Origin of the sequence: Natrinema versiforme, assembly GCF_005576615.1 — an archaeon.
GTDB lineage: Archaea > Halobacteriota > Halobacteria > Halobacteriales > Natrialbaceae > Natrinema > Natrinema versiforme_A.
The window spans coordinates 3,535,730-3,560,360 of record NZ_CP040330.1 but is presented as its reverse complement, the minus strand read 5'-3'; the positions used below and the strand labels follow the sequence as shown (position 1 = coordinate 3,560,360).

Here is a 24,631-nt window from a genome sequence, read left to right as displayed (position 1 = left end):
CCGTTAGAGTGGAGTGCGGAAGTATAATTTTGCTGTTAAGTTCGAAGGCTTTAAGGGATCCCGGCCCCCACGTGCGAGTACAATGACCGAATGCGTCGAGTGTGGGGCTGAGGTGTCCCTGCACGACGATCTGGAAGTCGGAGAGATCATCGATTGTACGACCTGCGGTGCCGAGCTCGAAGTCGTCGATACCGAGCCGCCGGTCCTCGAGCAGGCCCCCGAGCTGGAAGAGGACTGGGGTGAGTGACCTTGCAGACGGCTGGGATACTGCCGTCCCCCGCCGCAACGCTCCGCGGAGCGCGTAGCTCCGGGGCCCCCAATCAGAGGTGGCTCGCGTGAACGTCGGAATACTCTACTCACGGATTCGCAAGGACGAGAAGCTCCTGTTGAGCGAGCTTCGCGACCGCGATCACGAGGTCACGAAGATCGACGTCCGCAAGCAGACCTTCGACATCAGCGAGGCCCCCGCGGCGTTCGCGGACCTCGACATCGTCGTCGACCGCTGTCTCGCCACGAGCCGGAGCCTGTACGCCACGCAGTTCTTCGAGGCCTACGGCATCCCCGTGGTCAACAGCCACGAGACCGCGGATATCTGCGCGGACAAGGTGAAAAACAGCCTCGCGCTCGAGAAGGCGGGGGTCCCCACCCCCGCGACGAAGGTCGCCTTCACGAAGGAGACGGCCATGGAGGCCATCGAGGACTTTGGCTACCCCTGTGTGCTCAAACCCGTCGTGGGGTCGTGGGGTCGCCTGATGGCCAAGATTGACTCCGAGTCGGCCGCCGAGGCCATCCTCGAACACAAGGCGACGCTCGGACACTACGAGCACAAGGTGTTCTACATCCAGGAGTTCGTCGAGAAACCGGGCCGCGACATCCGCGTGCTCGCCGTCGACGGCGAGCCAATCGCCGGCATGGTCCGCTCGTCGGATCACTGGATCACGAACGCCGCCAAGGGAGCGGAGACGGACGTCTTCGAACCGGACGAGGAGGCGCTGGAACTCGTCGAGAGAGCCAGCGACGCCGTCGGCGGCGGCCTGCTCGGTATCGACCTCATGGAGACTGACGATGGGTATACCGTCCACGAGGTCAACCACACCGTCGAGTTCAAAGCTCTCGACGAGGCCGTCGAGACCGACATCGCCGGCACCGTCGTCGACTGGCTCGAGGAGAAAGCGAAAGCGGCGGATCCGGACCTCGAGGTGACCGCCTGATGGCGATCAGTACCGAGACCGGCGCGGACGAAAACGCCGAGACGGTCACCGCGACCGTCATCGGCGGCTCCGGATTCACGGGCGGCGAGTTGCTGCGACTGCTCGCCGGGCATCCCAACTTCGCGATCACTGAGGTTACGAGCCGATCGAAGGCCGGCAAGAGCGTCGGCTCCGTCCACCCGCCGCTTCGCGGGTCGGATCTGCGCTTTACCGAACCCGACGACCTCGAGCACGTCGATGTCCTGTTCGCGGCGACGCCCCACGGCGTCTCGATGGGCCAGATCGACGAGTTCTTCGAGGTCGCGGACACGGTGGTCGACCTCTCGGCGGACTTCCGCCTCGAGAGCGAGGTCCAGTACGAGGAGTGGTACGACGGCCACGAGGCACCTGAATACCTCGAGAAAGCCGAGTACGCACTGCCCGAGATCAACCGCGAGAACCTCGCGGGCGCGGACCTGATCGCCGGCGGCGGCTGTAACGCCACCGCGACGATCCTGGGCCTCTACCCGCTGTTCGAACACGACATTCTCGAGGGCGGCGAGCAGATCGTTGTCGACGTGAAAGTCGGCTCCTCCGAAGGAGGCGCCGGCGGCGGCGAGGCCTCGAGCCACCCCGAGCGTTCGGGCGTCGTTCGTCCCTACGCGCCGACGGGCCACCGCCACGAGGCCGAGATCGAGCAGTTCCTCGACACCTCGGTCGCCTTCACCTGCCACGCCGTGGACATGATTCGCGGTGCGAGCGCGACGAACCACGTCTTCCCCTCGGGACCGGTCTCGAAGGGCGACCTCTGGCAGGCCTACCGCGGCTGCTACGAGGACGAACCGTTCGTCCGCATGGCCGCGGGCGGCTCCGGCGTCTACCGCTACCCCGAACCGAAGGCGGTCGCCGGCACCAACCTCGCCGAGGTTGGCTTCGAACTCGACCCGTCGAACAAGCGCATCGTCGTCTTCTCGGCCATCGACAACATGATGAAAGGCTCCGCGGGACAGGCGGTCCACGCCGCAAACGTCGCGCTGGGTCTCGAGGAGACGGCCGGACTCGAGTTTACGGGGCTCCACCCCGTGGGGGCACCCTGAGATGACCACTGTGGTCAAGATCGGCGGCGCACGCGCCGTCGATCCCGAAGGCGCTCTCGCCGACGTGGCGAGCCTCGTCGAGGACGGCGAGGACGTCGTTCTGACTCACGGCGGCTCGACCGCCGTCGACGAGACACTCGAAGATCTCGGCGAGGAGCCCACCTACGTCGAGACGCCCGGCGGCGTCGTCGGGCGCTTCACCGACGAGCGCACGATGGACGTCTTCAAGATGGTCATGCCGGGCAAGTTGAACACCGATCTGGTCGAGAGCCTCCACAACGAGGGCGTCGACGCGGTCGGCCTTTCGGGTACCGACGGCAAACTGCTCGAGGGCAAGCGCAAGTCCGCCGTCCGCGTGAAAGAGGACGGCAAGAAGAAGATCAAGCGCGGCGACCACTCGGGCACGATCGAGTCGGTCAACGCCGACCTGCTCGAGACGATGCTGTCGGGCGGCTACACGCCCGTCGTCTCCGTCCCGGTCCTCGGGAAGGAGAAGTCCGGCGGCTACACGGCGGTCAACGCCGACGCCGACCGCGCGGCCGCAGCCATTGCGGGCGCACTCGAGGCTGACCTCGTCGTCCTCACGGATGTTTCGGGGATCTACGAGGACCCCGACGACGAGTCGACCAAGATCGATTCGGCCGCGACCCCCGAGGAGTTCGAGGCCGTCAAGACGGCCGCGGAAGGGTTCATGACGAAGAAGGTCATGGCCGCCGAGGAAGCGCTCGAGGGCGGCGCGGCGTCGGTGATCGTCGCGACCGCCAACGCCGACGCACCGATCAGTAGCGCGCTCGCGGGCGAGGGGACGACCCTCGAGCCCGGCGCGCTCGAAGACGAGACCGACGGCGAAACCGCACAGGAGGCCCAACAATGAGCGATCTCGACTTCGTCTCCGGCAGCAAGCCGATCGGACTCGAGCGCGGCGAGGGGCCGTACCTCTACACCGCCGACGGCACGGAGTACATAGACGCCGGCGCGAGCTTCGCCTGCACGCCGCTGGGGCACTCCCATCCCGCGGTTGTCGACGCGGTGCAGGAGCAGGTCGGCGAGCTGACGTTCGTCGACTCCTCCTATCCGGTCCAGTCCCGCGAGGACGCTTACGCCTCGTTCGTCGCGGCCGCACCCGACGGACTCGAGAGCGCGTGGTTCTGTAACTCCGGAACCGAAGCCAACGAGGCCGCGCTGAAGTTCGCCCGGTCCGCGACGGGGAATTCGAAGATCGTCGCCGCGACCCGCTCGTTCCACGGGCGGACGATGGGATCGCTCGCGGCCACGTGGAAGGACAAGTACAAGGAGCCCTACGAGCCGCTGGCCGGCGACATGGAGTTCGTCCCCTACGGCGACGGCGAGGAGCTCGCGGCCGCCGTCGACGACGAAACCGCGGCCGTCATCCTCGAGCCGATTCAGGGCGAAGGCGGGATCAACGTCCCGCCAGCGGGCTACCTCGAGACCGCCCGCGAGTGCACCGAGGAGGCCGGCGCGGCGCTGGTCTTCGACGAGGTCCAGACCGGCATGGGCCGCACGGGCTCGATGTGGGCCTGCCAGAACGCGGGCGTCACGCCCGACGTGCTCACGACGGCGAAAGGGCTGGGCAACGGCCTGCCCGTCGGCGCGGTCGCAGTGCAGGACTGGATCGCCGACGGCGCGGCCTCGCACAACGCCACGTTCAGCGGCGGCCCGGTCGTCGGCGCGGCGGTCCACGCCACCGTCTCGACGCTGGTCGAAGAGGAGTGGCCCGCCCACGCCGCCGAGATGGGCGACTATCTCACGTCGGAACTCGAGTCCGCGCTGGGCGATTCGGTCCGCGAGGTCCGCGGCGACGGACTGCTCGTCGGCATCGAGTTGAAACGCGGCGCGAACCGCGTCGCCCGCGATCTGGCGATGAACGAGCAGGTACTGGCGCTGCCCGCGGGTCGGACCGTCCTGCGGCTGCTGCCGCCGCTCGTGATCGACGAGGCGGAGGCGGACCAGCTCGTGGACGCGCTGACCGCGGTCGTCGCACCCGATACCGAATCATGACCACGAGCTCGAGCGAACCGATGGACGTAACGGCCGCGGACGCCCGAGAGCTGCTGATCGATCTCGTTTCGATCCCTTCGCCCACCCGCGAGGAACGCAAGGCAGCCAAACGCCTCGTGGACTTCTTCGAGGCCCACGACCGGGAGGTCTGGATCGACGCGGTCGGGAACGTCCGCGCGCCGGCGGACGACGCCGTGTTGCTGACCTCCCACATCGACACCGTGCCGGGGGACATCCCCGTCGAGGTCGAAGAGACCGGCGACGACGAGGTCCTCTGGGGCCGCGGCAGCGTCGACGCGACGGGGCCGCTGGCCGCGATGGCGGCCGCCGCGGTCCGCACCGGCGTCTCCTTCGTCGGCGTCGTCGGCGAGGAGATCGACTCGAAAGGGTCGCGCTATCTGGTCGACGACCGCGAGGAGTCGCCGGCTGCCGTCGTCAACGGCGAGCCATCCGGCGCCGACGGGATCACGCTCGGCTACCGCGGCCTGATCGCCGGCACCTACGTCGCGACCAGCGAGTCCGGCCACACGTCCCGGCCGGACCCGAACGCGATCCAACACGCCGTCCGCTGGTGGTCGGCCGTCGAGGAGTACTTCGAAGGCGACGAGTACGAACCGGTCTTCGAGCAGGTGACGACCAAGCCGGTCGACATCGAGGGCGGCGTCAGCGAGGACGGCCTCTCCGTCGAGGCGACGATGGACGTCCAGTTGCGCGTGCCGCCGGCCCTCGACGTCGGAACCGTCCGGGAAGCCGCGGAAGCCGAACTCGAGGTCGGGACCGTGACCTGGAAGGACAAGGTCCCGCCGGTGATGATGAGTTCGCGAACCGAGGTCGCGCGGGCGTTTCGCGTCGCCATCCGAAAGGAAGGCGGCGACCCCCGCTTGGTGCGAAAGACCGGGACGAGCGACATGAACATCTACGCCGGGGCCTGGGACTGCCCGATGGTCACCTACGGGCCGGGCAACTCGGACCTCGATCACGCGCCCGACGAACGACTGCCGCTGTCGGAGTTCGACCAGTCGGTATCGGTCCTCGAGCGCGTCGCGCGGACACTCAGTGAGTAATCGAATTTTCAGACGAGTTATCAGACCATGACAACAGCAACGAACGAGACGCAGCCGAGACATTTCCTCGACGTCGACGACCTCTCCGAGGCGGAACTGTTCACAGTGCTCGACAGGGCCGACGAGTACAAACGCGCCGTCGAAGCCGGCGACGACCATTCCGATCTATCCGGACAGACGCTGGGAATGCTCTTCCAGAAGGCGAGTACCCGGACTCGGGTCTCCTTCGAGACGGGCATGACCCAACTCGGCGGGCACGCGATCTTCCTCGGGGAAGACGACATCCAACTCGGCCGGGGCGAACCGCTGAAAGACACCTCGCGTGCGCTCTCGCGGTACGTCGACGCCGTGATGGCCCGCGTCTTCAAACACGAGAACGTCGAGGTGCTCGCGGAGTACTCCTCGGTACCGATCGTCAACGGGCTCACCGACGACGCCCACCCCTGCCAGACGCTCGCGGACCTGCTGACGATCCGCGAACACGAAGGCGGGTTCGAGGACGTGTCGGCGGTCTGGATCGGCGACGGCAACAACGTCGCCCAGTCCTTTGCGCTCGGCTGTGCGCTGACCGATATCGACCTGACGATCGCCACGCCCGAGGGCTACGAGGTCGACAACGCGGTCCTCGAGCGGGCCCGCGAACTGGGCGGCGATCCGACGGTCACGACCGACCCCGTCGAGGCGGCCACCGACGCCGACGTTATCTACACGGACGTCTGGATCTCGATGGGACAGGAGGACGAACGCGACGTCCGCATGAACGACTTCGAAGGCTTTCAGGTCTGTTCGGACCTGCTCGAGCACGCCCCCGAGGCCTCGGTCATGCACTGTCTGCCGGCCCACCGCGGCGAGGAGGTCACCGACGACGTCATCGAGGGTGAGCGTTCGATCGTCTTCGATCAGGCGGAAAACCGACTCCACGCACAGAAGGCGTTGTTGAGTTGGTTACTGGAGTAGCACCGACCGCGAGTGAAACGAGCGGGCGGCTTTTTGGTCCAGATTTTTTCGTGAGTGGTGAGTGGACGAACCCGAACGAAAAAAGGTGGGCTGTAGAACCGCCTGCACGCCCAGAAGGCGCTGTTGAGTTGGCTGCTCGAGTAATCGCCGCAAGCGAGCACGAGATTACAGCGGAACCGATACTCGAGGCCGGCGCTTCTGACGGCGACAGTGTACGACTGGGTGGCGTAACGGCGACACCGCTCGCTGCGATGGCCCACCGTCAAATCCACTCACTTTTTCCCCTTTGCGGCCTTCCCGACTGACAATGAGTCTCAGTCTCTCGGCCGACCAGCCGGAAGAACCCGCCGACGCCGACGACGGCGTCTGGCTCGAGTGCATTGACTGCGGCGAGACGTTCGCACCCTTCGACGACGTCCGCTACACCTGCGACGAGTGTGATAGCCTGCTCGAGGTCCGCTACGCCGACCTCCCCACCTTCGACGACTTCGAGGGACAGGGCGTCTGGCGGTACGCCGACGCGCTCCCCTTCGAGGCCGGCGTCTCGATTCAGGAGGGCGCGACGCCGCTGTACGAGGTGCCGTCCCTCGAGGACGAGATCGGCCTCGAGGCCCTGCGGATCAAACACGAGGGGATGAACCCCACGGGCTCGTTCAAGGACCGCGGGATGACCGTCGGCGTGCGGGTCGCGACGGAACTGGGCGTCGGCCGACTCGCCTGCGCCTCGACCGGAAACACCAGCGCCGCACTCGCCGCCTACGGCTCCCGCGGCGGGATGCAGACGCTCGTGCTCCTCCCCGCCGGCAAGGTCGCCGCGGGGAAAATCGCACAGGCGAGCCTCCACGGGGCCCGCATTCTCGAGGTCGACGGCAACTTCGACGCCTGTCTCGACATCGTCCAGGAACTCGCGGGACAGGGCGAGGCCTACCTGCTGAACTCGCTGAACCCCTTCCGGCTCGAGGGCCAGAAGACGATCGGCCTCGAGATCCTCGAGGGCTTCCTCGCGGACTACGATACTGTGCCGGACCGGATCGTGCTGCCGGTCGGCAACGCGGGCAACACGTCGGCGCTGTACAAGGCGTTCCGCGAACTCGTTCAGGCGGGCGAACTCGACGAGGACGATGTCCCCAAACTGACCGGCGTGCAGGCCGAGGGGGCCGCGCCGATGGTCGAGGCCATCGAGAACGGTGCCGACGAGGTCCGCCGCTGGGAGGACGTCGAGACCCGCGCGACCGCGATCCGGATCGGGAACCCCGTCAACGCGCCGAAGGCCTTGCCCGGCATTCGCGAGACGGACGGTACCGCCGTCGCTGTTTCCGACGAGGAAATCACCGAGGCCCAACGCGACATCGCGGCCGAAGGGATCGGGGTCGAACCCGCTTCGGCGGCCTCGATCGCCGGGTTGCGGAAACTCCGCGACGAGGGGATCGTCACCGACGACGAACGCGTCGCCTGCCTCACCACCGGACACCTCCTCAAGGATCCCGACGCCGCGGCCGCCGCCGGCAGCGAACCGGAACCCGTGCCGGCCGACACCGACGGGGTTCTCGAGCACCTCGCGAGCGAGGAGTAATCGGCTCGGATCGATAGAGCCGACAGCCTTCTTGAGCAACCTTCGAAAACGTCGTTTGCCGTCTGCCCCGCGTCGGACGCGTCTGACGCCCGACTGACTGACCTTTTTCCGAACCTGTGTGGTAGTCTGTCTCGAGCCATGTCCGCCGAGCAACGAGGCCCCACTCCCGTCCGCTCCGTCGATGACCGGATCCGGATCTCCCCGCACCTGACTCCCGGGTCGAACGACCGAACCAGCAGTCCGCTGCGACGACCCGATGCCGGTCTGGATCGACGAGAACCGCCACTTTCCTACCGAATCGAACGCACGCGACTCCTCGCCCGGATCGCCGCGCTCGAGTGTGCGTTAGAAACGAGCGAGCATCGCCGACAGACCGTCATCGATCGGTACGAACGGCTCTTGGCCGATCGGGACGACTCGTCCGAGTCGTCACCCGACATGTCGGACTCGCGGTCGCGGTCCCTGCTGGCGCAGTTGATCGATCGGTAGCCGCCCGCCCGTTCGCTTCGCCTTCCCGTTCCTTCCCGACTCCCAACAGTTTATATACTAAGGGGAGACAACTGAATATAGAGAACAATAGCCAATGGCAGATATCGATTCGTCTGCGATCTGCCCCGAGTGTGACGGCAGATTACGGAGGAGGGGTACCGAAACCATCTGCGAAGAATGTGGACTTATCTCCGCCGAGGATGCGATCGATCACGGTCCCGAATGGCGGTCGTTCGAAGATGATGACACCGACCGGCGACGAACCGGTGCACCGCTCACTCGCTCGAGACACGATCGGGGACTCTCGACGGAAATCGGCTACGGCTCCGGTTCCGACTCGAGCTACAGTTCGCGGCTCACCGGTCGAAAACGCCGCCAGATCGCCAGGTTGCGTCGGGAGCACAATCGCGCTCGAATCTCGTCGAAAGCCGAACGGAATCAGGTCTACGGGTTCGCCGAAATCAGGCGGATCACCGCGTTGCTCTCGCTACCGGACTCCGCCAGAGAACAGGCCTGTGCTCTCTTCGAATCCGCCCAGTCCGAGGGGCTCTTTCAGGGCCGCTCGCTCGAAGGGTTCGCCGCCGCCGCGATCTACGCGATCTGTCGAACCCGATCGGTCGCCCGCACGAGCGAGGAGATCGCCGACGTCGCTCGCGCAGATGCGGATGAACTCACCGTTGCCTACGACGCCTTGAACCGCGATCTCGGACTCCCGACGGGGCCGATCGATCCCACCCAGTACCTGCCGCGATACGCCTCGAAACTCGAGGTCGGCACCGACGTCGAACGCCGCGCGAGCGAACACGTCGCCGATCTGCTCGAGGCGGGAAAAGTCGTCGGCCGCAATCCAAGCGGCGTCGCCGCGGCCTGTCTCTACAAGGCCGCCGGCGAGCGCGAGGAGTGGCCGACGGTAACTCAAGCGAGAGCCGCCGATGTCGCCGACGTGGCAGCGGTGACGATCCGGTCGACCGTTACGACCATCGAGGACCGCTGAGGACTCGGTCTCAACGGACCGTTCTCGGCGACGAAAGTTGCTTCCGCAACAGCGTGGGGTCCGATATCCGTTGGTCGTACAGCCCCGCCCCACTTCGAGCCCTCTAACAGATCTTGCTGTGGGTCTCGAACCGTGCTCGAGCCGAGTCGACGTACAGTATCTACGTCGTTCGGAGCGTGTCCGTACTCGGCTCGTAAACCTCGCCTTTCTGTTTGAGCTTGTCGATCTCGTGTTCGGCCTTGGAGTGGTCCATCCCGATCTCCTCGGCCCGCTCCATGACGATATCGACCGGCGCGCCGTCGTCGTACTCCTCCTCGATATCGCCGATCAGCTGTTTGAGGTTCTTGATCCGATCGCGCTGGGACTTCGAGGTCCCGGCCTCGACGATGTCCGCGTCGAACTCGCCGGTCTCGGGATCGACCCCGACGTCTTGCAGACACGAGCGCACGATCTCGATGACCCGCTCGGCGTCGCTCTGCTCGACCGTATCCGACAGCCGAACCCGGGCGCTCGCCTCCGAGAGCCGAACTAGCGCCTCGAGCTTTCGGGCCGTCACCGGCACCGCCGCGTCCTCGTCGGTCCCCTTCGATCGCAGATCGACGTAGAAGTCCCGGATCGCGTTGCGGGCCGCCTCGGTCATCCGCGGATGGCAGTTCTGTTTCGAGTACGCGATGTACTTCCGCAGGAGTTCCGCATCGATCTCCGGATCGACCTGATCGGTCATCTCGTCGATCTCGCCCTGACTGACCTCGAGTTGGTTCATCTCCTCGCGCTGGGTGGTCAACTCGCCAGCGTAGTTGGTCGTGATGATGTGTTCTGCGAGGTTACGGTCTTTCTCCTCGTCGGGCGTGTCCGTGACCGTAAAGATCAGATCGAACCGCGAGATCAGCGCCGGCTCGAGGTCGATCTGCTCGCTGATCGGCTCGTACTGGTCGAAGCGGCCGTACTTGGGGTTCGCCGCGCCGAGCAGCGAACAGCGGGACTTGAGCGTGGCGTTGATCCCCGCCTTCGAGACCGAAATCTTCTGTTGCTCTAAGGCCTCGTGCATGGCACTCCGATCCTCGCTTCTCATTTTATCGAGTTCGTCGATGGCCGCGATCCCCTGGTCTGCGAGGACGAGCGCGCCGGCCTCGAGGCTCCACTGCTGTCCGTCGCCGAAGTCGTCGCGAACCGCTGCGGCAGTCAGACCTGCCGAGGACGAACCTTTCCCGGAGGTGTAGACCGAGCGGGGTGCGATGTTCTCAATGTACCCCAGCATCTGGGAGTTATGCGAAACGACGCCGTTCGAGATGTAGTTGTGAGTCCCTTCGACCTCGAGGTCGTACACCCAGTTGTACTCGGGTTCGACGGTTTCGATCGAGACGATTCGACTAGATTCGACGGTGTCTTTCGAACCTGTTACTCCGCCGTCGGTCACTGCGTTTTCCGTGGTCGGTTGGCTGACCGATACCGTTTCGGTCTCGGCTACGGCGACGCGGTCTCCGACCGATACCGCTTCGGCACGGACTGGCTGAACGTCATCACCGGCCGTGATGAACAGAGGATGCGACGGCGTCACCTCGAGTTCCCGCCCGCCTGCAGTCCGGAGTCGATACATCCGGTCGGGAGCCTCTCGTTTCCAGACCTTTGTCGCACGCTGTGCATCGATCTCTCCGTTTTCTTGCAAGGAGGGTACGTCGATATCGATCTCGTCGTACCAGCCGTCGTCGATCGGTTTCGGATCGTCGAGGTTCGATTCGACGAGGTCGCGAATGGGCACGTCACGGCCGTCTGCGAGCGTGATCTTCGTATCGCCGCGGACGCACTTACCCGTCCCGGGGTCCCCGATCAGGAGCATGTGCAGGTCGCCGCGGATCCGCGAGCCGTCGGGCAACTGTTTCGTCACGCCGGAGAACAGTTGGAGGATCATCGCGAGTTTCTCCTGATCGTAGCCGTAGATCGAGGGCGCGATGGAGGCGACCATCTGCTCGTAGACGCCGTCTCGGTTCGAAATTTCGTAGATCGCCTTCTTGTCCTCCTCGGTGATGTCCATGTCCTCGAACTGCTCTTCGTCGATTTCGACGGACATTCCCTCCATGTAGAAGTCGAAGACGGGCGATTTCTCCTGTTGGTCGCCCTGTTGCTCGAGGCGGAGGACGCCGGTCGCGGAGACGTGGTCGCCGGGGGTGACTTCGCCGGTGATGTCGTCCTCGATGTTGATGTCGAGCGCTTGCGGGGTCTCGCCGCCGCGGAGCCCTTCGGGGCTCTCCTGAATGCGGAGCTTCTGCGAGTCGACGAACTCGGACTGGTCGAAGTTGACCCGGAAGGGGCCTTGCCGTTCACAGCCCTGACACTCGTGGGGTTCCTGAAAGTCGCCGCTGGACTGGGGGACGCGGCTGAGGGTGCCACAGAGCTGGCATTCGAAGGCGGCCTCCTCGATTTTCGGGCGGACGTCGGTCGCCTTGCGGACGATGCCGTGGACCTGCACGAGGGAGTTCATGTCCCGGGCGCGGATCTCCCGAATCTCGGGGGACTCCGTTTCGGGGAGGTTCCGGACTCGAACGTGGGCCTGCCCGAGGCTCACGTCGATCGGAAGGTCGTACAACCGCAGCGCCTCCTCGGCGTAGCGCTGGAGCTGTTCGGGCTGGTTGATGAAGTCGTCGGCGAGGTCGGGATCGAACCGGTAGAGGTCCTGCCAATCGATGTGCAGCGAGCGTTGCTCGTTGGGATACTGCTGGGCAAGCTGCTTGATCTCGTTATCGTAATAGTTGCGGAAGAACTGCTCGAAAGAGTCGACGAGTTCGGAATTTCCCGCTTGCGCCATTGCACTCTCCTAGGACTGCCATCGGGTATAAATGGTCGTATACCGGGGCGAAACTGATTCACCGGTCGTTCGAACGGCGGCGAGTCGCGTCTCGACGACCGAGCGTGATACTCGGACTCGAGTCGCTCGCGGTCGCTGTCACGGTCGCAGTTGCTGCTCGAGAGAGTGGCTGCGATTCGAGAAACCGCTGTGACTACGCGGACAGCCACCACCGAGAAACCGGTCGATTTCGGGCCGCGTCGACCCGGTCCCTGTTTGCCGGGTCGCTACGGAGTCCGACACGCCGTGTCCCGTATTCCCGTTGGCCGGGTACGTGTCCACAGACGTACTTTCCGTTCCGACGTAATGTAGCCACGGCCAATCTGTTTTGGGTGGGTTCCTCGAGCGAGCGGAAGCGGCCGTGCCGGCGTCGTTCAGGTATCGTTGTACTCGCCATCGCCCAGCGTATCGGCCGCAACGCCAAGCGTTGCGATCGATCGGAACGCTTCTTCGACGGTCAGATCGACTTCGTGGACCTTCTCGGTGGGCATGTGCATCACGTAGCCGTTCGTCGCCGGGTTCGGTGCCAGCGGCACCATGATCGTCACCATCTCGTCTTCGCCCGCGCTGGCTTCGACGACGGGTGGTGTCTCCGCGGTGAGAAAGCCGAGCATGTACGCTCCCTCGTGGGGAAATTCGACGAGCTTTACGTCTTGGAACTGATCGGTCTCGTCGTCGATCAGGAGTTTGCTGGCTCGCCGAACGCTCTCGTAGACGGTGCTGACGCCGGGAATCGTCTCCATCGTCGCGTGGACGCGTTTCGAGATGTACTTCCCGGGGGTGTGCTCGGCGATGATGCCGACCGCGAGGAAGAACCCGACCACGGACAGCAGCGTCGCCAGTTGGATGACCGGAACCGGCGGCTCGTCGGGCCAGACGTACGTCACGCCGGTAATAATCGGCGAGAGCGCGCCGAGGATAAAATCGAGGACGACGAGGACGACGAGCAACGTCGCGACCAGCGGAATCGTAATCACGACTCCGTTGATGAGCCAACGCTGGACTCTCGAGGCGGAATCGGCCATGTGTTCTGACAATCGGGATGAGTCCGAAACCGTTGGGCTTGCGGGCGGACTCGTCGCCGACCTCTCGCGGGAACGGCGTGTTAGTCGGGACCGTAACGGGTGTCCGTCTCCGAGTCCCGTCTCCTCTCTCGACGACAGGTACCTCGAGTAGTCACAGCGAGGGACAGTTCCGGTCAGCACCTCATACCGGAATTCGATTCAGTTTCGTTGAGACGCTTGGAGATCGCCGCCGCTCGAGCCGAACGACGCTCGGATCGGCGGATCGAGCAGCGGGTATCACGTCGGACACCTTCACACTTTGGAGCGACAGTGATAGCCGCGTAGGGGCATCATTTAGATCCTATGTCAACCCAATCCGATCAGACGCGAGCCGCGGTCCGATGCGAGAGCTGTGGTGCAATTCTCGTCGCTGAGATCGAGCCGGACGGTTCCGTCCGCCCGCTCGGGACGAGCGAAGACTGCGTCTGCGGTGACGGCACCTTCGCGCAACTCGAGCAGCCCGCTGCGTCCATCCAGTGAGCGATCCGTGGTCCGTCGAGCGGCGCGAGCGGGTCTCGAGTCGCTCGAGTCCGGACAGCGATTTCTCGATGCTGTCCGAAGTGACTGTCCGTCTGGACGACACCGGTCGTCGGTGGACGATCGGCGACGTCAATCGGCACTGCCGATCGCTGTATCGTTCGGCCGCTGAATGATAACTAGCCACAATTTAGCTGGCATCGGATCGAATAGTGAAGATACTCGAACCACTCGTGCATATATGGTTCTGTATGTCCTATTCTAGACGAGTGTGTATAGCAATTACCCCGACGATAAGCTTTATTGTTGGACGTACGCTAACTGGTTATGAGGTGATGAAAACGAATACCGAACCCACCCCGACCACAAGTGACCCTCTGTGGCTATTGTGACCATACGTCTGTGCGACCCCTGCCATGGCGCACATCGGACGATTGCTGTTCCCGCCACCGATATACCTCGATCCTCGGCGTTCGTTTTTACGCAGTCATAGCGCGATAGTGATACTACACACAATACGCGGTCATTCTACCCGATATCTGGGATAGAATCGTACCTGTCTGTTCGCGCTGCACTCACGTATCGAGTTTCGTAGACGGACGCCGATCGCCGTTGGACGGAGGTCGTGTCCGTGTCCGATCCCGGAAGCGCTGCCGGCGGTCAGAGCGACCGATTCGGCGAACTCTTCCGCGCGCTCGCCGGATCGCGGCATGGTCACAGCAACGTCTCCTCGATGACGTTCCGGACGGCGTCCTCGACGACGAAATCGGGCGGCACCACACGCTTCCGAAACTGCACGCCGCGAACGTCCTCGAGTACTGCCTCGACTACTTATGGACCGAGACATACCCGTCTGATACGGCGTAGAGGGTACTTACAGCGCCGCTGCGGACCTGACGTGAGTCCGTCCGCGATCAGTCGTCGGCCTGGCGGCCGCCGACGTCCTCGGTGTCGCCTTCCTGTCCCTCGAGCTGGCCGGGCGTCGGGTGAACGTCCGCGTTCACCTCCTCGGGATCGGCGTCGAGCGGCGAGATACGGACGCTCGTCACCTTGTACTGCGGGATGAACGACGTCGGGTCGAGTTCGTGCTGGGTGAGCTTGTTGATCGCTCCCTGCGGGAAGTGCATCGGGATGAAGACGACGCCGGGATCGGAGGTGTCCTCGACGGTGGCCTTCACGACGATCTCGCCCTGTCGCGACTCGACGCGGACGTACTCCTCATTTTCGACGCCCAACTCGTCGGCCATCTCGGGGTGGATCGTCACGAAGCTCTCCGGGACGTGATCCATCAGCGTCCCAACCCGGCGGGTCATCGTGCCCGTGTGCCAGTGGTACAGCACCCGTCCCGAGGAGAGCGTGAGCGGATACTCCTCGTCCGGCATGTCCGGCGGCTTGGCGTAGTCGGCGGGGACGAACCGCGCTTTGCCGTCCTCGAAGTTGAACTCGTCCTCGTAGAGGTAGGGGGTGCCGGGGTCGTCCTCGTCGAAACAGGGCCACTGGATCCCCTTCGTCTCCTCCTCGAGTCGGTCGTAGGTGACGCCGCCGTAGATGGGGACGAGGTCGTTGATTTCGTCCATCACGTCGGCCGGACCGTCGTAGTCCCAGTCGTAGCCGAACCGGCGGGCGAGCTGGATGAGAATCTCCTGGTCCGGTTTCGCCTTTCCGGGCGAGTCGACCGCGGGACGGACGCGCTGGATGCGCCGTTCGGTGTTCGTGAACGTGCCCGACTTCTCGGCGGCGGAGGCGGCCGGGAGGACGACATCGGCGTACTCGGCCGACTCGGTCAGGAAGATGTCCTGGACGGCGAGGAAGTCGACCTTCGCCAGCGCCTGCTCGGCGTTGTCGAGGTCCGGCTCCGAGAGGACCGGATTTTCGCCCATGATGAACATCCCGCGGAGGTCCCCGTCGTTGATGGCGTGGAACTGCTCCGGGAGACGGAGGCCGACATCGTTCGGCGGGCGCTCGCCCCACTCGTCCTCGAACTTCTGGAGGACCTCCTCGTCGCCGAGGTCCTGATACCCCGGGAGCGTGTGCGGCGCCGGTCCCATGTCGCCCCCGCCGCCCTGGACGTTGTTCTGTCCGCGGAACGCCGAGAGCCCGGCGCGGGGCTTGCCGAGGTTGCCCGTCACCAGCGCGAGGTCGGCGATGGCCAGCACGTTCCGCGTGCCGGTGGTGTGCTGGGTCAGCCCCATCGCCCAGCCGAAGATGCAGGTGTCGGCGGTGGCGATGGTCTCCGCGGCCGTCTTCAGTTCCTCGGCGGGGACGGCCGTCAGCTCCTCGACCTGCTCGGGCGTGAACGGCTCGACCTTCTCGACCAGTTCGTCGAAGTGTTTCGTTCGCTCCTCGATGAACGCCTCGTCGTGGAGGTCGTTCTCGATGATGTACCGGATCATCCCGTTGATCCAGGCCACGTCCTCGCCAGGCGTCGTCCGGATGTACTGGTCGGCGTGCTCGGCCAGCCCCATCTCGCGCGGATCGATGACGATGAGGTCCGCCCCGTCGCGGACGTTCTGCTTGATCCGCGTCGCGAGGACGGGGTGGGACTCGGTCGTGTTCGAGCCGGTGATGAGATAGCAGTCGGTCTCCCCGATGTCCTCGTTGATCCGGTTGGTCATCGCGCCGTAGCCGACCGTCTGCTGGAGGGCCGCGACCGTCGAGGAGTGACAGAGCCGCGCGCAGTTGTCGACGTGGGGCGTCCCCAACACCTGCCGGGCGAACTTCTGGTTGAGGAAGTTCTCCTCGTTGGTCGTCTTCGACGAGGAGATGACCGAGAGGGACTCGCTGCCGTGTTCCTCACGGATTTCGGAGAGACCCTCGTAGACGCGCTCGAGGGCTTCCCTCCACGACGCCTCGCGGAACCCGTCGCGTCCGACCGGGCCGTCGCCCGCGTCTTCTTTCCGGACCAGCGGGGTCTCGAGGCGGTCGTCGGCGTCCACGTAGTCGTAGCCGAACTTCCCTTTCACGCACGTCGAGAAATCGTTGGCCGGCGTCGACTCGGGGTCTGCGGGTCGGACGCCGAGTATCTCGCCGTCCTTGCCGTAGAGTTCGAAGCGACAGCCCACCGCGCAGTAGTTGCAAGTGGTCTCGGCCTTCGTGACCCGCGAGAGGCGCGCGTCGCCGACGGTCGTCGCGACGTCGAACAGCCGTCCTGCCGGCATCGCCTCGCTGGCGGCCCCCTCGGCGACGTGTTCGGCCCCTTTGATCGCCCGATCGCCGGCCTGCTTCAGCGTGTCGCTCGCCCGTCGTTTCGTGTCCCCGGCGCGCGCCTTCGCTTTCGCCATGTAACGGGCGACGCCCGACAGGTCCTCGACCTCGGCCCCGCTCGCCTCCCGTTCGCGCCGCCCGTCTGGTACGTCGCGGTTCGGTGCCTCGGTCTGATCGGCCGTCTCCGCCTTCGGGCTCTCGAGGACCTTCCCGACGGAGTTCTCCTGCGTGAACCCGGGCAGCGGCAGCGTCGCGGCGTCGACCAGCCCCTGCTCGACCAGCGAGCCGGTGGGACAGACGGTGGCGCAGTGACCGCAGGAGACGCAGGTGGACTCGTCGAACGTCTCCTCGTCGTTCTGGAAGGCGATGCGGGTCTCGTCGGCGTTGCCCTCCATGCGGAGGACGCCCTCGACCTGCACGTCGTTGCAGGCGTCGACGCAGCGGTTACAGAGGATGCACTTGTTGCGGTCGATCTGGATGGCCGGCGAGGTGTCGTCGAGCGGTTCGTACTCGTCGCGGTCCTCGAAGACGCCCCACCGGGGCTCTTCGACGCCCTGTTGGATGGACGCGTCTTGGAGTTCACAGCGGCCGTTCTGTCCGCACGTCGTACAGCGTAGGTTGTGTCCCGACAGCTGGAGGTCGAGGTTCACGTCCCGCGCCTCGGCCGCGGCGTCCTCGTCGGTCCGGACCGTGAGGTCGTCCTCGGCCGGGAACGAACAGGCCGGCACGAGACCGTGTTCGTCCGTGTGGACCGTACAGGTCCGACACTCGCCGCGGGGACCGATGTCGTCCGCCTGTTCCGTCTCCCGGTCGTAGTAACAGAGCGCGGCGAGCTCGTCGGCCGGCTCCGTCGACTCGATCGCGTCGATGATCGTCGACCCCGGCGGTACCGCGACGGGCGTGCCGTCGATCGTGAGGTGAGTCATCCGGTCCCCGTCGGTGCCCACGTCGGGGTCGTTTGCCGTCCCGGTCTCGAACTGCTCGGTGAGAGGGGTACTCGGTCGCGGATCGGACACGTCCGGTACCGACGGGAGTCGTTCGACGGCGGTCGGCCGCCGCTCGGTCTCCGCGTCGTCGACGTGACTCGCCGGATCCTCGCCGCTCATCGTCGCCCCCCGGCCTCGCACTCGCCGCTGGGACAGCGCCCCTCGGCGTGAGCGGTCACTTCCGTCTCGAACTCGCGCATCCCCGTGACGGCCGGGCGGACCGCCGAGCGACCGAAGCCGCAGATGCTCGTCTCGCCCATCACGCGGGACAGTTCGCGGATCTTCGCGTCCTCGTATGCGCCGTCGTAGACGTCTCGAAGCATCTCCGTGAGCTGGATCGTTCCCTGCCGGCAGGTGACACAGCGACCGCAGTTTTCCTCCTTCGCGAATCGGGCCCGCCGGCCCGCCGTCGCGAGGACGCACCGCTCCTCGTTCAGCAGTTCGATCACGCCCTCCGTCCCGAGCCCCGCCCCCTCGAGGGCGGGCGCTGACGGGGAGTGCGAGAGCGACCGGGTAAGCCCGCCGAACTGGCCGCCGACGCAGGCCATCTTGAACCGCCCCTCGAGGTCGACGGCCTCGCGCACGTCCTCGAGACTCCCGCCGGTCGGCAGCTCCACGGTCGCCGTCGCGTCGACGTCGCCGGTCGCGGTGAGGAGGCGAGTGCCGGGATCGGCGTCGTCGGCGTCGAACTCCTCGGGATGGAGCATCGCGCGGCGGACCTGCGCCACCGTTCGCGGCGTGTGGACGACGGTCGGCCGTCCGTAGAGCCCATGCTCGGCCGGCGAGGGCGGGCTGAGGCGGGCCTCGAGCCGGTCGTTGCCCTCCATCGCCTCGAGGGCCATCGTCGGCTCGCCGGCGATGTACCGGTTCGGTCCGACGACGACCTCCGGCCGCGCCGCGCGACCGAGTCGGTCCTCGGCCGTCTCCGCGACGTTGCGCGCGGCTTCGTGGACGCGTTCGCGCGCCTGATCGTCGGCCTCGTTACAGTAGACGACGACATCGTCGGCCCCGATCAGTTCCCCGACGGCCAGCGCCCCGTCGAGTACCTCGCCCGGCGCGGCCTCGAGCAGGAGGCGATCGGTCTCGTTGCGATCGTCGCTGTCGTTGGCGTTGACGACGACGACCGGCGCTTGTGCATCGTCGGCCGTCGTTCCGCCGCCGTCCCCGCTCTCGGCTGCCTCGCGGGCGAGGTCCCACTCGGCGGCGACGGGATCGTCGGCGCTCCAGTCCCCCCGGCCGCGGCCCCGGATTCCGATTTCGCGGACGCGACCTCGCGCCGCCTCCGGCCGCTCGGTCGCCAGTTCGGCCGCCGACTCGTCGGGCACCGCCGCGGGGTCGACCCAGCCACACCGGCCGAGGACGCGCCGCCGGCCCACGGAGAGCGGCCCGTCGTCCGGCGTCGGAAGCGACGCCGGCTCTGATCCGTGTTCGACGACCGCCGCCGCGCCGTCGGTCGGCAGCCCACCCCGCTCGAGCGTCTCGACCAGCGACTCGAGCCGTCCCGCGACCGGTGCCGGATGGAACGCCGTCCGCCCGTCGCGAGTCAGCAGGACGAGCGGTTCGTGACTCCGGACCCCGGTCGGTCCCGTCTCGAGGACGCGAGCGTCGGTCGCCGCCGCCCGAATCTCGTCGAGCGCGCGCTGTGCCCGCCGTTCGCGCCGCGACCCCGCCGCAACGCGGACCGCGGGCGCTCCGTCCGCCGCACTGCTCCGTTCGCTCATTACCTGCCAGTCCCACAACCTGCCATGAAAAGCTACGGGTGGGGTTGGCAGGTTCCGGCCGGTCGAGGGCCCTCAGAAGGGCGGCTCGAGTCGCGGCTCGTCGCGTCGACGGAGCCGATACACGAGCGCGACGAGGAGGGCGACTCCCGCGAGGAGTACCGGTTGTAACAGTCGTCTCCTCCGGCGCGTCTCGGATCGCTCGTTCTTCGCTTGCTGCGTTTGGTCTCTGATCATGCGTTCCCGTTTGCTAGCGTTGTGGATAGTCCTTTTCGGGGTTCTCGCTCGAGGGCTCATTGGTTTTGGTGGGTGGGCTCGAGGCGCTAGTGGAACTTCTGATTCGCATATTCGTACACACGACCTCCAATATCCTTGCTTCCGGCTTATGAACGGTCCATTCCGGCTTCCAATCGGGAACCGTATCGGTCATCCAGAAACGAACAGCGGTTCAAACGATGGGCCGACTCGAGCGATGCACACGATGAGCCGCACCTTGTGTGCATATTCAGGAACTAGATTCTATCGACGAACAACCCAGGGGTGGTTGCGCTGAACCCCAGTTCTGAATTAATGACAATGAGGAGAGATAGTCGGACTCACGGAAAGTTCGGTTTCAATTGAGTCTGTCACCGAATATCCAATTCTCAGTGGTAGATGGATCTTTCCCGTTTTCAATCATCTCGACTGCAGTCTCGTATCTTTCGATCACTTCATTTGCCATCTCAATTTCCTCTGTATCGATCGATTCGAGTCTTTCTTCGAGCGTGTCTCTCTCTATATAATCATATAGCCACTTCGGGTCGAGATAGAAAACGGGTTGAGACATATTGACGATTGTAATGCCACTCATCTTATGAATGAATTTCACAAGTCCTTCATCTGATTCGGTGAGATCATCAACCCACTCTTGGGGTGCGTCTGTATCACCAAATTCTACCCATATGCCCAAAGGCTTCCTCAAACTTGGTATATCTACAAGTTTATCATTTCCGGCAGCAGTAGAAATGGACTCAATTACTGCAGGTTTCAATTCCTCTATTTGCGTCTTCGAGATCCATTCTGGTTTCCTTGAATAGGTTTCTGAATCCTCTTCTTCTAAATCTCGGAGGTATCGTTTGAGACACCAAGAGGACAAATAGGGGGAATTGCCTTCTGAAATGGCTGATTTGAGAAGTTCTATTTCATCCTCATCCAATTCACCGATTAGGGTCTCAACTAATAATGTGAGATGACGTACCTCATTAACTTGGGCGTTCAACGGCTGACAAGAAACCATTTTGTCCCCAAGTTCGAAAATTGCCCGGATAAAATTCTTCTTACCTTGGTCAGGAATTTCGTCCATCCGTTCTGGAAGCCGTCTGAAGAAGGTGCTTGCCTTCGTTGCTTGTTCTCTCCCTGGCTCATCCAAAAGTTCCCTCAATTCACTCTCAAGTTCATTATAGTCTGTGGCTATTGAGAGAATAGTGCCGATCTCAGGAGTCGCTAATTCACCCTCGGGAATATCTAACCGGAAATAAACTGGGAATCTATCTCTATGACAAATTCGCCGTTGTGCCCTTTTCTTATTCCAATTATCATATGACGAGAATTTATTATTGAGGTTATCAGAGACATTTGGAAATAGAGTAGTCATGATTGATTGTACTGCTTCTTTCTCCTCCTCCTCATTAGGCAGTATATCCACATATTCGTCGGGGTCCTCATTTCGGCGGTAACCAGAACTCCGATAGCCCACAAACCGCTGTGGGGTTGATCGTATTTCCTGATAGACATCATTGTAGAACACACGAAGCGCTTCAAGTCCTACTAGATCAACAAAGTCAACCTCTGTCCCTATCGTGGCTGACATCACGCTCACTGTATTAGAAAGTCGAATCACATCTCTAGGCGTATCTAACATCGGTAGCAGTCCTTGATGTAGTAGTACACTCCAACGTTCCGTATCAACACGATGCTCTTCAGAGATCGACTTGAGGCTATCCAAAAATAGGGATTCTAAGGCTTCGCTTCTCTGGGTTGGAATGTGGAGAGGCAACTGGATGATTTTGTCCAGATACAGATATCCATCTTTAATATTCCCCTCTTCTTCAAGAGCATCCACGACGACGGAACGGTCAAAGGCAAGCAAATAGGTTACATTAGGGAAATTCGCTATACTTTTGATGATTTGAAACATCTGGAGTGTCTCCTGAGGATTAAGACGATCAATATCGTCTATTACAACGACAATAGTTCCGTCCAACTCTCGTAAGTCCGATTCAATCTCCTGCTTAATCTCGTTTACCGACCCTGGCTCTTCATCTAATAGTTGGTGGGCAGTTCCAACAAGTTGGTCTGCCGGGACACCCGTGAAGGCATTTAATGGGAGTGTAGAGAGAGCTCCGGACAATTTGGTTAGGTTTTCGCGGATATTCGTCATATCACTGTCCGATTCTAGACTGGCCCCTAGCTGCGTTAGGAACTTTTCAATTAAGTCCGCTTGACCAGTGAACCACCAAGGATTAAATTTTACTGTTGTGATTTCAACATCTCTCTTCTCTATTTCTTCTCCAACGAAGTTGAGAATCGTGCTTTTCCCGGAACCCCACGGACCATATATTCCGATTGTATATCCGTCGGAAGGAGTTCTTGATATGATGGTCTCCGCTAACTGATCAGCAAAACTACCGTATCCAAGCCGGTCTTCAGATACGGATTCTAGTGGCGAATCTGACTGAAGTTTAGCGTCTCCTTTCATTGTGGTTAGTTAGTAAGGAGAAATCCATATCAATATTGGTTAGCCAACTCTACGCTGGAATAGGGCTGAATCTATACCATGTTTCACCTGTCGTAGAGAGACTGAACCCCTGTTTCATGTGCTTCAACTGGAAATCTGCGTGCGGAGGCGGGGTGGGGCGCTGTAATTTTTTGGCGCTGTCCCCTTGGGGACACCCGGCAGGGGGCGTTTCGCACGCAGCGTGAAACGACCCCGCAGCTGTCGCGGTGCGATCGCCATGGCGACCCCGCCCTCGAGGTGCTGGCTACAACCAGTGTTGCAAAAGAAACGGAGGTAGTCAACCAAACTTGCAGAAAAGAGCGGGAATGACAGTCTTGCCACTATCTGGGTGGCTTCAGCGATCGGCGACCGCGCCGACGAATCCGGATTCGGTCCCACCGCCGGGGGTCTTCCAGGTCAACTCAATGCCGCAGAGTGCCGTCGAATCTCGGCGAGATCGTCGACGGTCGCACCGCCGTCGGTCGCGACCGTCTCGATCACATTCCGGGTGATCTCACTCCATGTCTCGGAGCGTCGTCAGCAACAGGTGGTCCGACTTCGCCTCGAGGCGCGGCGTCGGGTCTTCGGAGAGTTCGACGTGACTATCGCGAGCGACGGCGTCAGAGTGATCGTCTGCGACGGACACACCGCTGCCGTCGGGCCCGACCATCATCGTCACCGAAAACGCGCCGAAATTGCTCCGTAACGTGAACATTACAGTGACAGCACTGCGAATCAGCGGAGCGCTTGGATAGCTCCACCGACAGTATCGCCAACCTCCGTTAGCGGTCGCTAAGTGGTGGGGGAACGGCCGAGCAAAACGGCAACAGCAGCCGCTTTGCTTTTATACAGTATGGGGTTGCCCGGATTTGAACCAATGGAAGACGGTCGCTCTCGCTTCGCTCGAGCGCTGCGACTTCCGAGGTTCAAATCCGGGCTCTTTCCGATTCCTGCTGCTCGCGGTTTTGCTCGCAGCAGTAATATGGGATCGCCCGGATTTGAACCGGGGTCACGGGCACCCAAGGCCCGAAGTATACCAAGCTAACCCACGATCCCGTACCTACCTTACCGCCCGCACATCATAAAGGGTTTCGTTACGAACCGAACGGTTTTCCGGGATGCTGTGGTAGCGCCGGCTATGACCGGCCTCGAGATCCTGCTGTTAGTTATCGTGCTCGTGCTCGTCCTCGCCGCGGCACAGCTCGTCCGGGCGGTCAGTCCCTTCATCATCAACGCGGTGGTCGGGCTGGTGGTGCTGTACGTCGCGCAGGTCGTCTTCGGGCTCGGGATCGTCGTGACGCCGATCGTGATCGCGATCGTCGCGATCGGCGGCGTCCCGGGCTCGGTGCTCGTCCTCGCGCTGTCGCTGTTCGGTGTCGCGTTCGTGCCCTAAGCGCCGCCGACTCACTTCCCGAGCGTCTGTGCGATATCCTCGTCGGTCGCTTCGGTCACCGGGTCCGGATCCGGCTCGAGTGCGATCGCCGACTCCTCGTCCCACTCGGCGAGTAGCGCGGCGACCTCCGCGTCGGTCGCTTCCGGGAGCGAGCCGTCGTCGTCGTCGGCGACGACTTCGTCGAAGATGGTGCCGAAGGTAGAGACGACCCGATCCTCGTAGCGCGTCGGATCGAAGTGGAAGTGCGCGTAGGCGTCGACGCTCGAGAGGCGGTTCGTGAGAACGTGTGCGAACTGGAAGGTGTCTTTCGGCGAGGCGTGCCGAAGGAGGGCGTCGAGCGAGTCGAAACAGACCGTGATCTCGTCGTCGGAGTCGGCCCAGTGCTTGCAAAAGCGGCTCACGGCGACGCCGATCTCCGAGAGGTCGGTCGGGTCGGTCACCGAGTCGGTGACGATCGGTCCGGTGAAGTCCGGCACCGGCTCGCCGCCGTCGGTCAGGACGTTCCCGACGGTGAGCAGCCCGTGTTTCCCGTCGATCGTCTCCTCGTCCGGCCGGTCCGGCTCCTCGTCCGCGAAGGTCACCGTCAGATGGGCCGTGCCGCCGTCGTCGTGACACAGCTCCTCGCAGGCGGCCGACTCGTCACAGCTCGGGTGGACGAGCAGGACGTTTGCCGGCGGATCGATCGCGGCTGGCGTACTCGGTTCCATAGTGACAGTCTCGGGGACATCCCCGCGTTGGACATCGATTGGTTCCTCTCGCTCTTTACCGTTCCGGCCGCCGACAGGTCAGTAAAAACGGTTGTGGCCGCG

The 24,631-nt window shown here is 63.4% G+C and carries 20 protein-coding genes, 1 tRNA gene and 1 pseudogene; 13 read left to right on the top strand and 9 right to left on the bottom strand.

The features are described from left to right. Positions 1-82: 82 nt before the first annotated feature. The 10 genes from lysW to FEJ81_RS17575 all read left to right on the top strand — a co-directional run bounded on the left by lysW (position 83) and on the right by FEJ81_RS17575 (position 9,383). Entirely contained in the window at positions 83-247 is a 165-nt protein-coding gene (gene lysW, locus FEJ81_RS17620) for a lysine biosynthesis protein LysW (RefSeq protein ID WP_006432226.1), read from the top strand. 88 nt (positions 248-335) lie between these two features. After that, complete coding sequence (gene lysX, locus FEJ81_RS17615) at positions 336-1,211, top strand: lysine biosynthesis protein LysX (RefSeq protein WP_138246517.1); 876 nt, start codon at positions 336-338, stop codon at positions 1,209-1,211. Then, complete coding sequence (gene argC / locus FEJ81_RS17610; RefSeq protein WP_138246516.1) at positions 1,211-2,287, top strand: N-acetyl-gamma-glutamyl-phosphate reductase; 1,077 nt, start codon at positions 1,211-1,213, stop codon at positions 2,285-2,287. The genes lysX and argC overlap by 1 nt, the downstream gene beginning before the upstream one ends. 1 nt (position 2,288) lies before the next feature. Continuing rightward, on the top strand, positions 2,289-3,161 hold the full coding sequence (locus tag FEJ81_RS17605) for an acetylglutamate/acetylaminoadipate kinase (protein ID WP_138246515.1): 873 nt from the start codon (positions 2,289-2,291) through the stop codon (positions 3,159-3,161). Further along, positions 3,158-4,306, top strand: coding sequence for an aspartate aminotransferase family protein (locus tag FEJ81_RS17600; protein ID WP_138246514.1), 1,149 nt, complete (start codon positions 3,158-3,160; stop codon positions 4,304-4,306). Before FEJ81_RS17605 ends, FEJ81_RS17600 begins: the two co-directional genes overlap by 4 nt. Further along, a complete protein-coding gene (locus tag FEJ81_RS17595; protein ID WP_138246513.1) occupies positions 4,303-5,370 on the top strand; it encodes a [LysW]-lysine hydrolase in 1,068 nt (355 codons plus the stop codon). Before FEJ81_RS17600 ends, FEJ81_RS17595 begins: the two co-directional genes overlap by 4 nt. 27 nt (positions 5,371-5,397) lie before the next feature. Continuing rightward, positions 5,398-6,327, top strand: a complete 930-nt coding sequence (gene argF, locus FEJ81_RS17590) for an ornithine carbamoyltransferase (RefSeq protein ID WP_138246512.1) — start codon at positions 5,398-5,400, stop codon at positions 6,325-6,327. Between the two features lie 307 nt (positions 6,328-6,634). After that, on the top strand, positions 6,635-7,900 hold the full coding sequence (gene thrC, locus FEJ81_RS17585; RefSeq protein WP_138246511.1) for a threonine synthase: 1,266 nt from the start codon (positions 6,635-6,637) through the stop codon (positions 7,898-7,900). 138 nt (positions 7,901-8,038) lie between these two features. Further along, the gene (locus FEJ81_RS17580; protein ID WP_138246510.1) at positions 8,039-8,389 is read left to right on the top strand and encodes a hypothetical protein; all 351 of its coding nucleotides are present in this window, start codon (positions 8,039-8,041) and stop codon (positions 8,387-8,389) included. Between the two features lie 94 nt (positions 8,390-8,483). Continuing rightward, a complete protein-coding gene (locus FEJ81_RS17575) occupies positions 8,484-9,383 on the top strand; it encodes a transcription initiation factor IIB (RefSeq protein ID WP_138246509.1) in 900 nt (299 codons plus the stop codon). Between the two features lie 160 nt (positions 9,384-9,543). Here the strand turns inward: FEJ81_RS17575 and FEJ81_RS17570 are convergent, their stop codons facing one another. Both FEJ81_RS17570 and FEJ81_RS17565 read right to left on the bottom strand, forming a co-directional pair. Beyond that, complete coding sequence (locus FEJ81_RS17570) at positions 9,544-12,186, bottom strand: ATP-binding protein (protein ID WP_138246508.1); 2,643 nt, start codon at positions 12,184-12,186, stop codon at positions 9,544-9,546. Between the two features lie 413 nt (positions 12,187-12,599). Continuing rightward, positions 12,600-13,250 carry a DUF502 domain-containing protein gene (locus tag FEJ81_RS17565; protein ID WP_138246507.1) on the bottom strand — a complete coding sequence of 217 codons (651 nt, stop codon included), beginning with the start codon at positions 13,248-13,250 and terminating at the stop codon, positions 12,600-12,602. 342 nt (positions 13,251-13,592) lie between these two features. On the opposite strand from FEJ81_RS17565, the gene FEJ81_RS23375 reads away from it, so the two are divergent. Further along, complete coding sequence (locus FEJ81_RS23375; protein WP_175416464.1) at positions 13,593-13,769, top strand: hypothetical protein; 177 nt, start codon at positions 13,593-13,595, stop codon at positions 13,767-13,769. Between the two features lie 911 nt (positions 13,770-14,680). On the opposite strand, the gene fdhF is transcribed toward FEJ81_RS23375, so the two are convergent. Both fdhF and FEJ81_RS17555 read right to left on the bottom strand, forming a co-directional pair. Continuing rightward, entirely contained in the window at positions 14,681-18,076 is a 3,396-nt protein-coding gene (gene fdhF, locus FEJ81_RS17560; protein ID WP_138246506.1) for a formate dehydrogenase subunit alpha, read from the bottom strand. Next, positions 18,073-19,677, bottom strand: coding sequence for an NADH-ubiquinone oxidoreductase-F iron-sulfur binding region domain-containing protein (locus FEJ81_RS17555; RefSeq protein ID WP_138246505.1), 1,605 nt, complete (start codon positions 19,675-19,677; stop codon positions 18,073-18,075). Before FEJ81_RS17555 ends, fdhF begins: the two co-directional genes overlap by 4 nt. A 24-nt stretch (positions 19,678-19,701) precedes the next feature. Here FEJ81_RS17555 and FEJ81_RS23370 point away from each other — a divergent pair, with 24 nt between their 5' ends. Continuing rightward, entirely contained in the window at positions 19,702-19,845 is a 144-nt protein-coding gene (locus FEJ81_RS23370; protein ID WP_175416463.1) for a hypothetical protein, read from the top strand. 442 nt (positions 19,846-20,287) lie between these two features. On the opposite strand, the gene FEJ81_RS17550 is transcribed toward FEJ81_RS23370, so the two are convergent. The 4 genes and pseudogenes from FEJ81_RS17550 to FEJ81_RS17540 all read right to left on the bottom strand — a co-directional run bounded on the left by FEJ81_RS17550 (position 20,288) and on the right by FEJ81_RS17540 (position 23,485). Continuing rightward, complete coding sequence (locus tag FEJ81_RS17550; RefSeq protein ID WP_138246504.1) at positions 20,288-22,411, bottom strand: KAP family P-loop NTPase fold protein; 2,124 nt, start codon at positions 22,409-22,411, stop codon at positions 20,288-20,290. 441 nt (positions 22,412-22,852) lie between these two features. Then, a pseudogene (locus FEJ81_RS17545) lies at positions 22,853-23,096 on the bottom strand (DUF7845 domain-containing protein); the annotation flags it as partial. Beyond that, the gene (locus FEJ81_RS24535; protein ID WP_463605657.1) at positions 23,050-23,190 is read right to left on the bottom strand and encodes a DUF7563 family protein; all 141 of its coding nucleotides are present in this window, start codon (positions 23,188-23,190) and stop codon (positions 23,050-23,052) included. The pseudogene FEJ81_RS17545 and the gene FEJ81_RS24535, both read right to left, overlap by 47 nt. Positions 23,191-23,412: 222 nt before the next feature. Continuing rightward, positions 23,413-23,485: transfer RNA gene (locus FEJ81_RS17540), tRNA-Pro, on the bottom strand. 82 nt (positions 23,486-23,567) lie between these two features. Between FEJ81_RS17540 and FEJ81_RS17535 the strand changes: the two genes are divergently transcribed. After that, on the top strand, positions 23,568-23,822 hold the full coding sequence (locus FEJ81_RS17535; protein WP_138246503.1) for a pro-sigmaK processing inhibitor BofA family protein: 255 nt from the start codon (positions 23,568-23,570) through the stop codon (positions 23,820-23,822). A gap of 11 nt (positions 23,823-23,833) precedes the next feature. Here the strand turns inward: FEJ81_RS17535 and FEJ81_RS17530 are convergent, their stop codons facing one another. Next, on the bottom strand, positions 23,834-24,529 hold the full coding sequence (locus tag FEJ81_RS17530; protein ID WP_138246502.1) for a DUF7504 family protein: 696 nt from the start codon (positions 24,527-24,529) through the stop codon (positions 23,834-23,836). Between the last annotated feature and the right edge of the window lie 102 nt (positions 24,530-24,631).

Bases quoted from the DNA above. Each gene is read 5' to 3' on its own strand.
- lysW (WP_006432226.1), top strand. From the start codon at position 83: ATGACCGAATGCGTCGAGTGTGGGGCTGAGGTGTCCCTGCACGACGAT.
- argC (WP_138246516.1), top strand. From the start codon at position 1,211: ATGGCGATCAGTACCGAGACCGGCGCGGACGAAAACGCCGAGACGGTC.
- FEJ81_RS17605 (WP_138246515.1), top strand. From the start codon at position 2,289: ATGACCACTGTGGTCAAGATCGGCGGCGCACGCGCCGTCGATCCCGAA.
- FEJ81_RS17600 (WP_138246514.1), top strand. From the start codon at position 3,158: ATGAGCGATCTCGACTTCGTCTCCGGCAGCAAGCCGATCGGACTCGAG.
- FEJ81_RS17595 (WP_138246513.1), top strand. From the start codon at position 4,303: ATGACCACGAGCTCGAGCGAACCGATGGACGTAACGGCCGCGGACGCC.
- argF (WP_138246512.1), top strand. From the start codon at position 5,398: ATGACAACAGCAACGAACGAGACGCAGCCGAGACATTTCCTCGACGTC.
- thrC (WP_138246511.1), top strand. From the start codon at position 6,635: ATGAGTCTCAGTCTCTCGGCCGACCAGCCGGAAGAACCCGCCGACGCC.
- FEJ81_RS17580 (WP_138246510.1), top strand. From the start codon at position 8,039: ATGTCCGCCGAGCAACGAGGCCCCACTCCCGTCCGCTCCGTCGATGAC.
- FEJ81_RS17575 (WP_138246509.1), top strand. From the start codon at position 8,484: ATGGCAGATATCGATTCGTCTGCGATCTGCCCCGAGTGTGACGGCAGA.
- FEJ81_RS17570 (WP_138246508.1), bottom strand. From the start codon at position 12,186: ATGGCGCAAGCGGGAAATTCCGAACTCGTCGACTCTTTCGAGCAGTTC.
- FEJ81_RS17565 (WP_138246507.1), bottom strand. From the start codon at position 13,250: ATGGCCGATTCCGCCTCGAGAGTCCAGCGTTGGCTCATCAACGGAGTC.
- FEJ81_RS23375 (WP_175416464.1), top strand. From the start codon at position 13,593: ATGTCAACCCAATCCGATCAGACGCGAGCCGCGGTCCGATGCGAGAGC.
- fdhF (WP_138246506.1), bottom strand. From the start codon at position 18,076: ATGAGCGGCGAGGATCCGGCGAGTCACGTCGACGACGCGGAGACCGAG.
- FEJ81_RS17555 (WP_138246505.1), bottom strand. From the start codon at position 19,677: ATGAGCGAACGGAGCAGTGCGGCGGACGGAGCGCCCGCGGTCCGCGTT.
- FEJ81_RS23370 (WP_175416463.1), top strand. From the start codon at position 19,702: ATGAAAAGCTACGGGTGGGGTTGGCAGGTTCCGGCCGGTCGAGGGCCC.
- FEJ81_RS17550 (WP_138246504.1), bottom strand. From the start codon at position 22,411: ATGAAAGGAGACGCTAAACTTCAGTCAGATTCGCCACTAGAATCCGTA.
- FEJ81_RS17535 (WP_138246503.1), top strand. From the start codon at position 23,568: ATGACCGGCCTCGAGATCCTGCTGTTAGTTATCGTGCTCGTGCTCGTC.
- FEJ81_RS17530 (WP_138246502.1), bottom strand. From the start codon at position 24,529: ATGGAACCGAGTACGCCAGCCGCGATCGATCCGCCGGCAAACGTCCTG.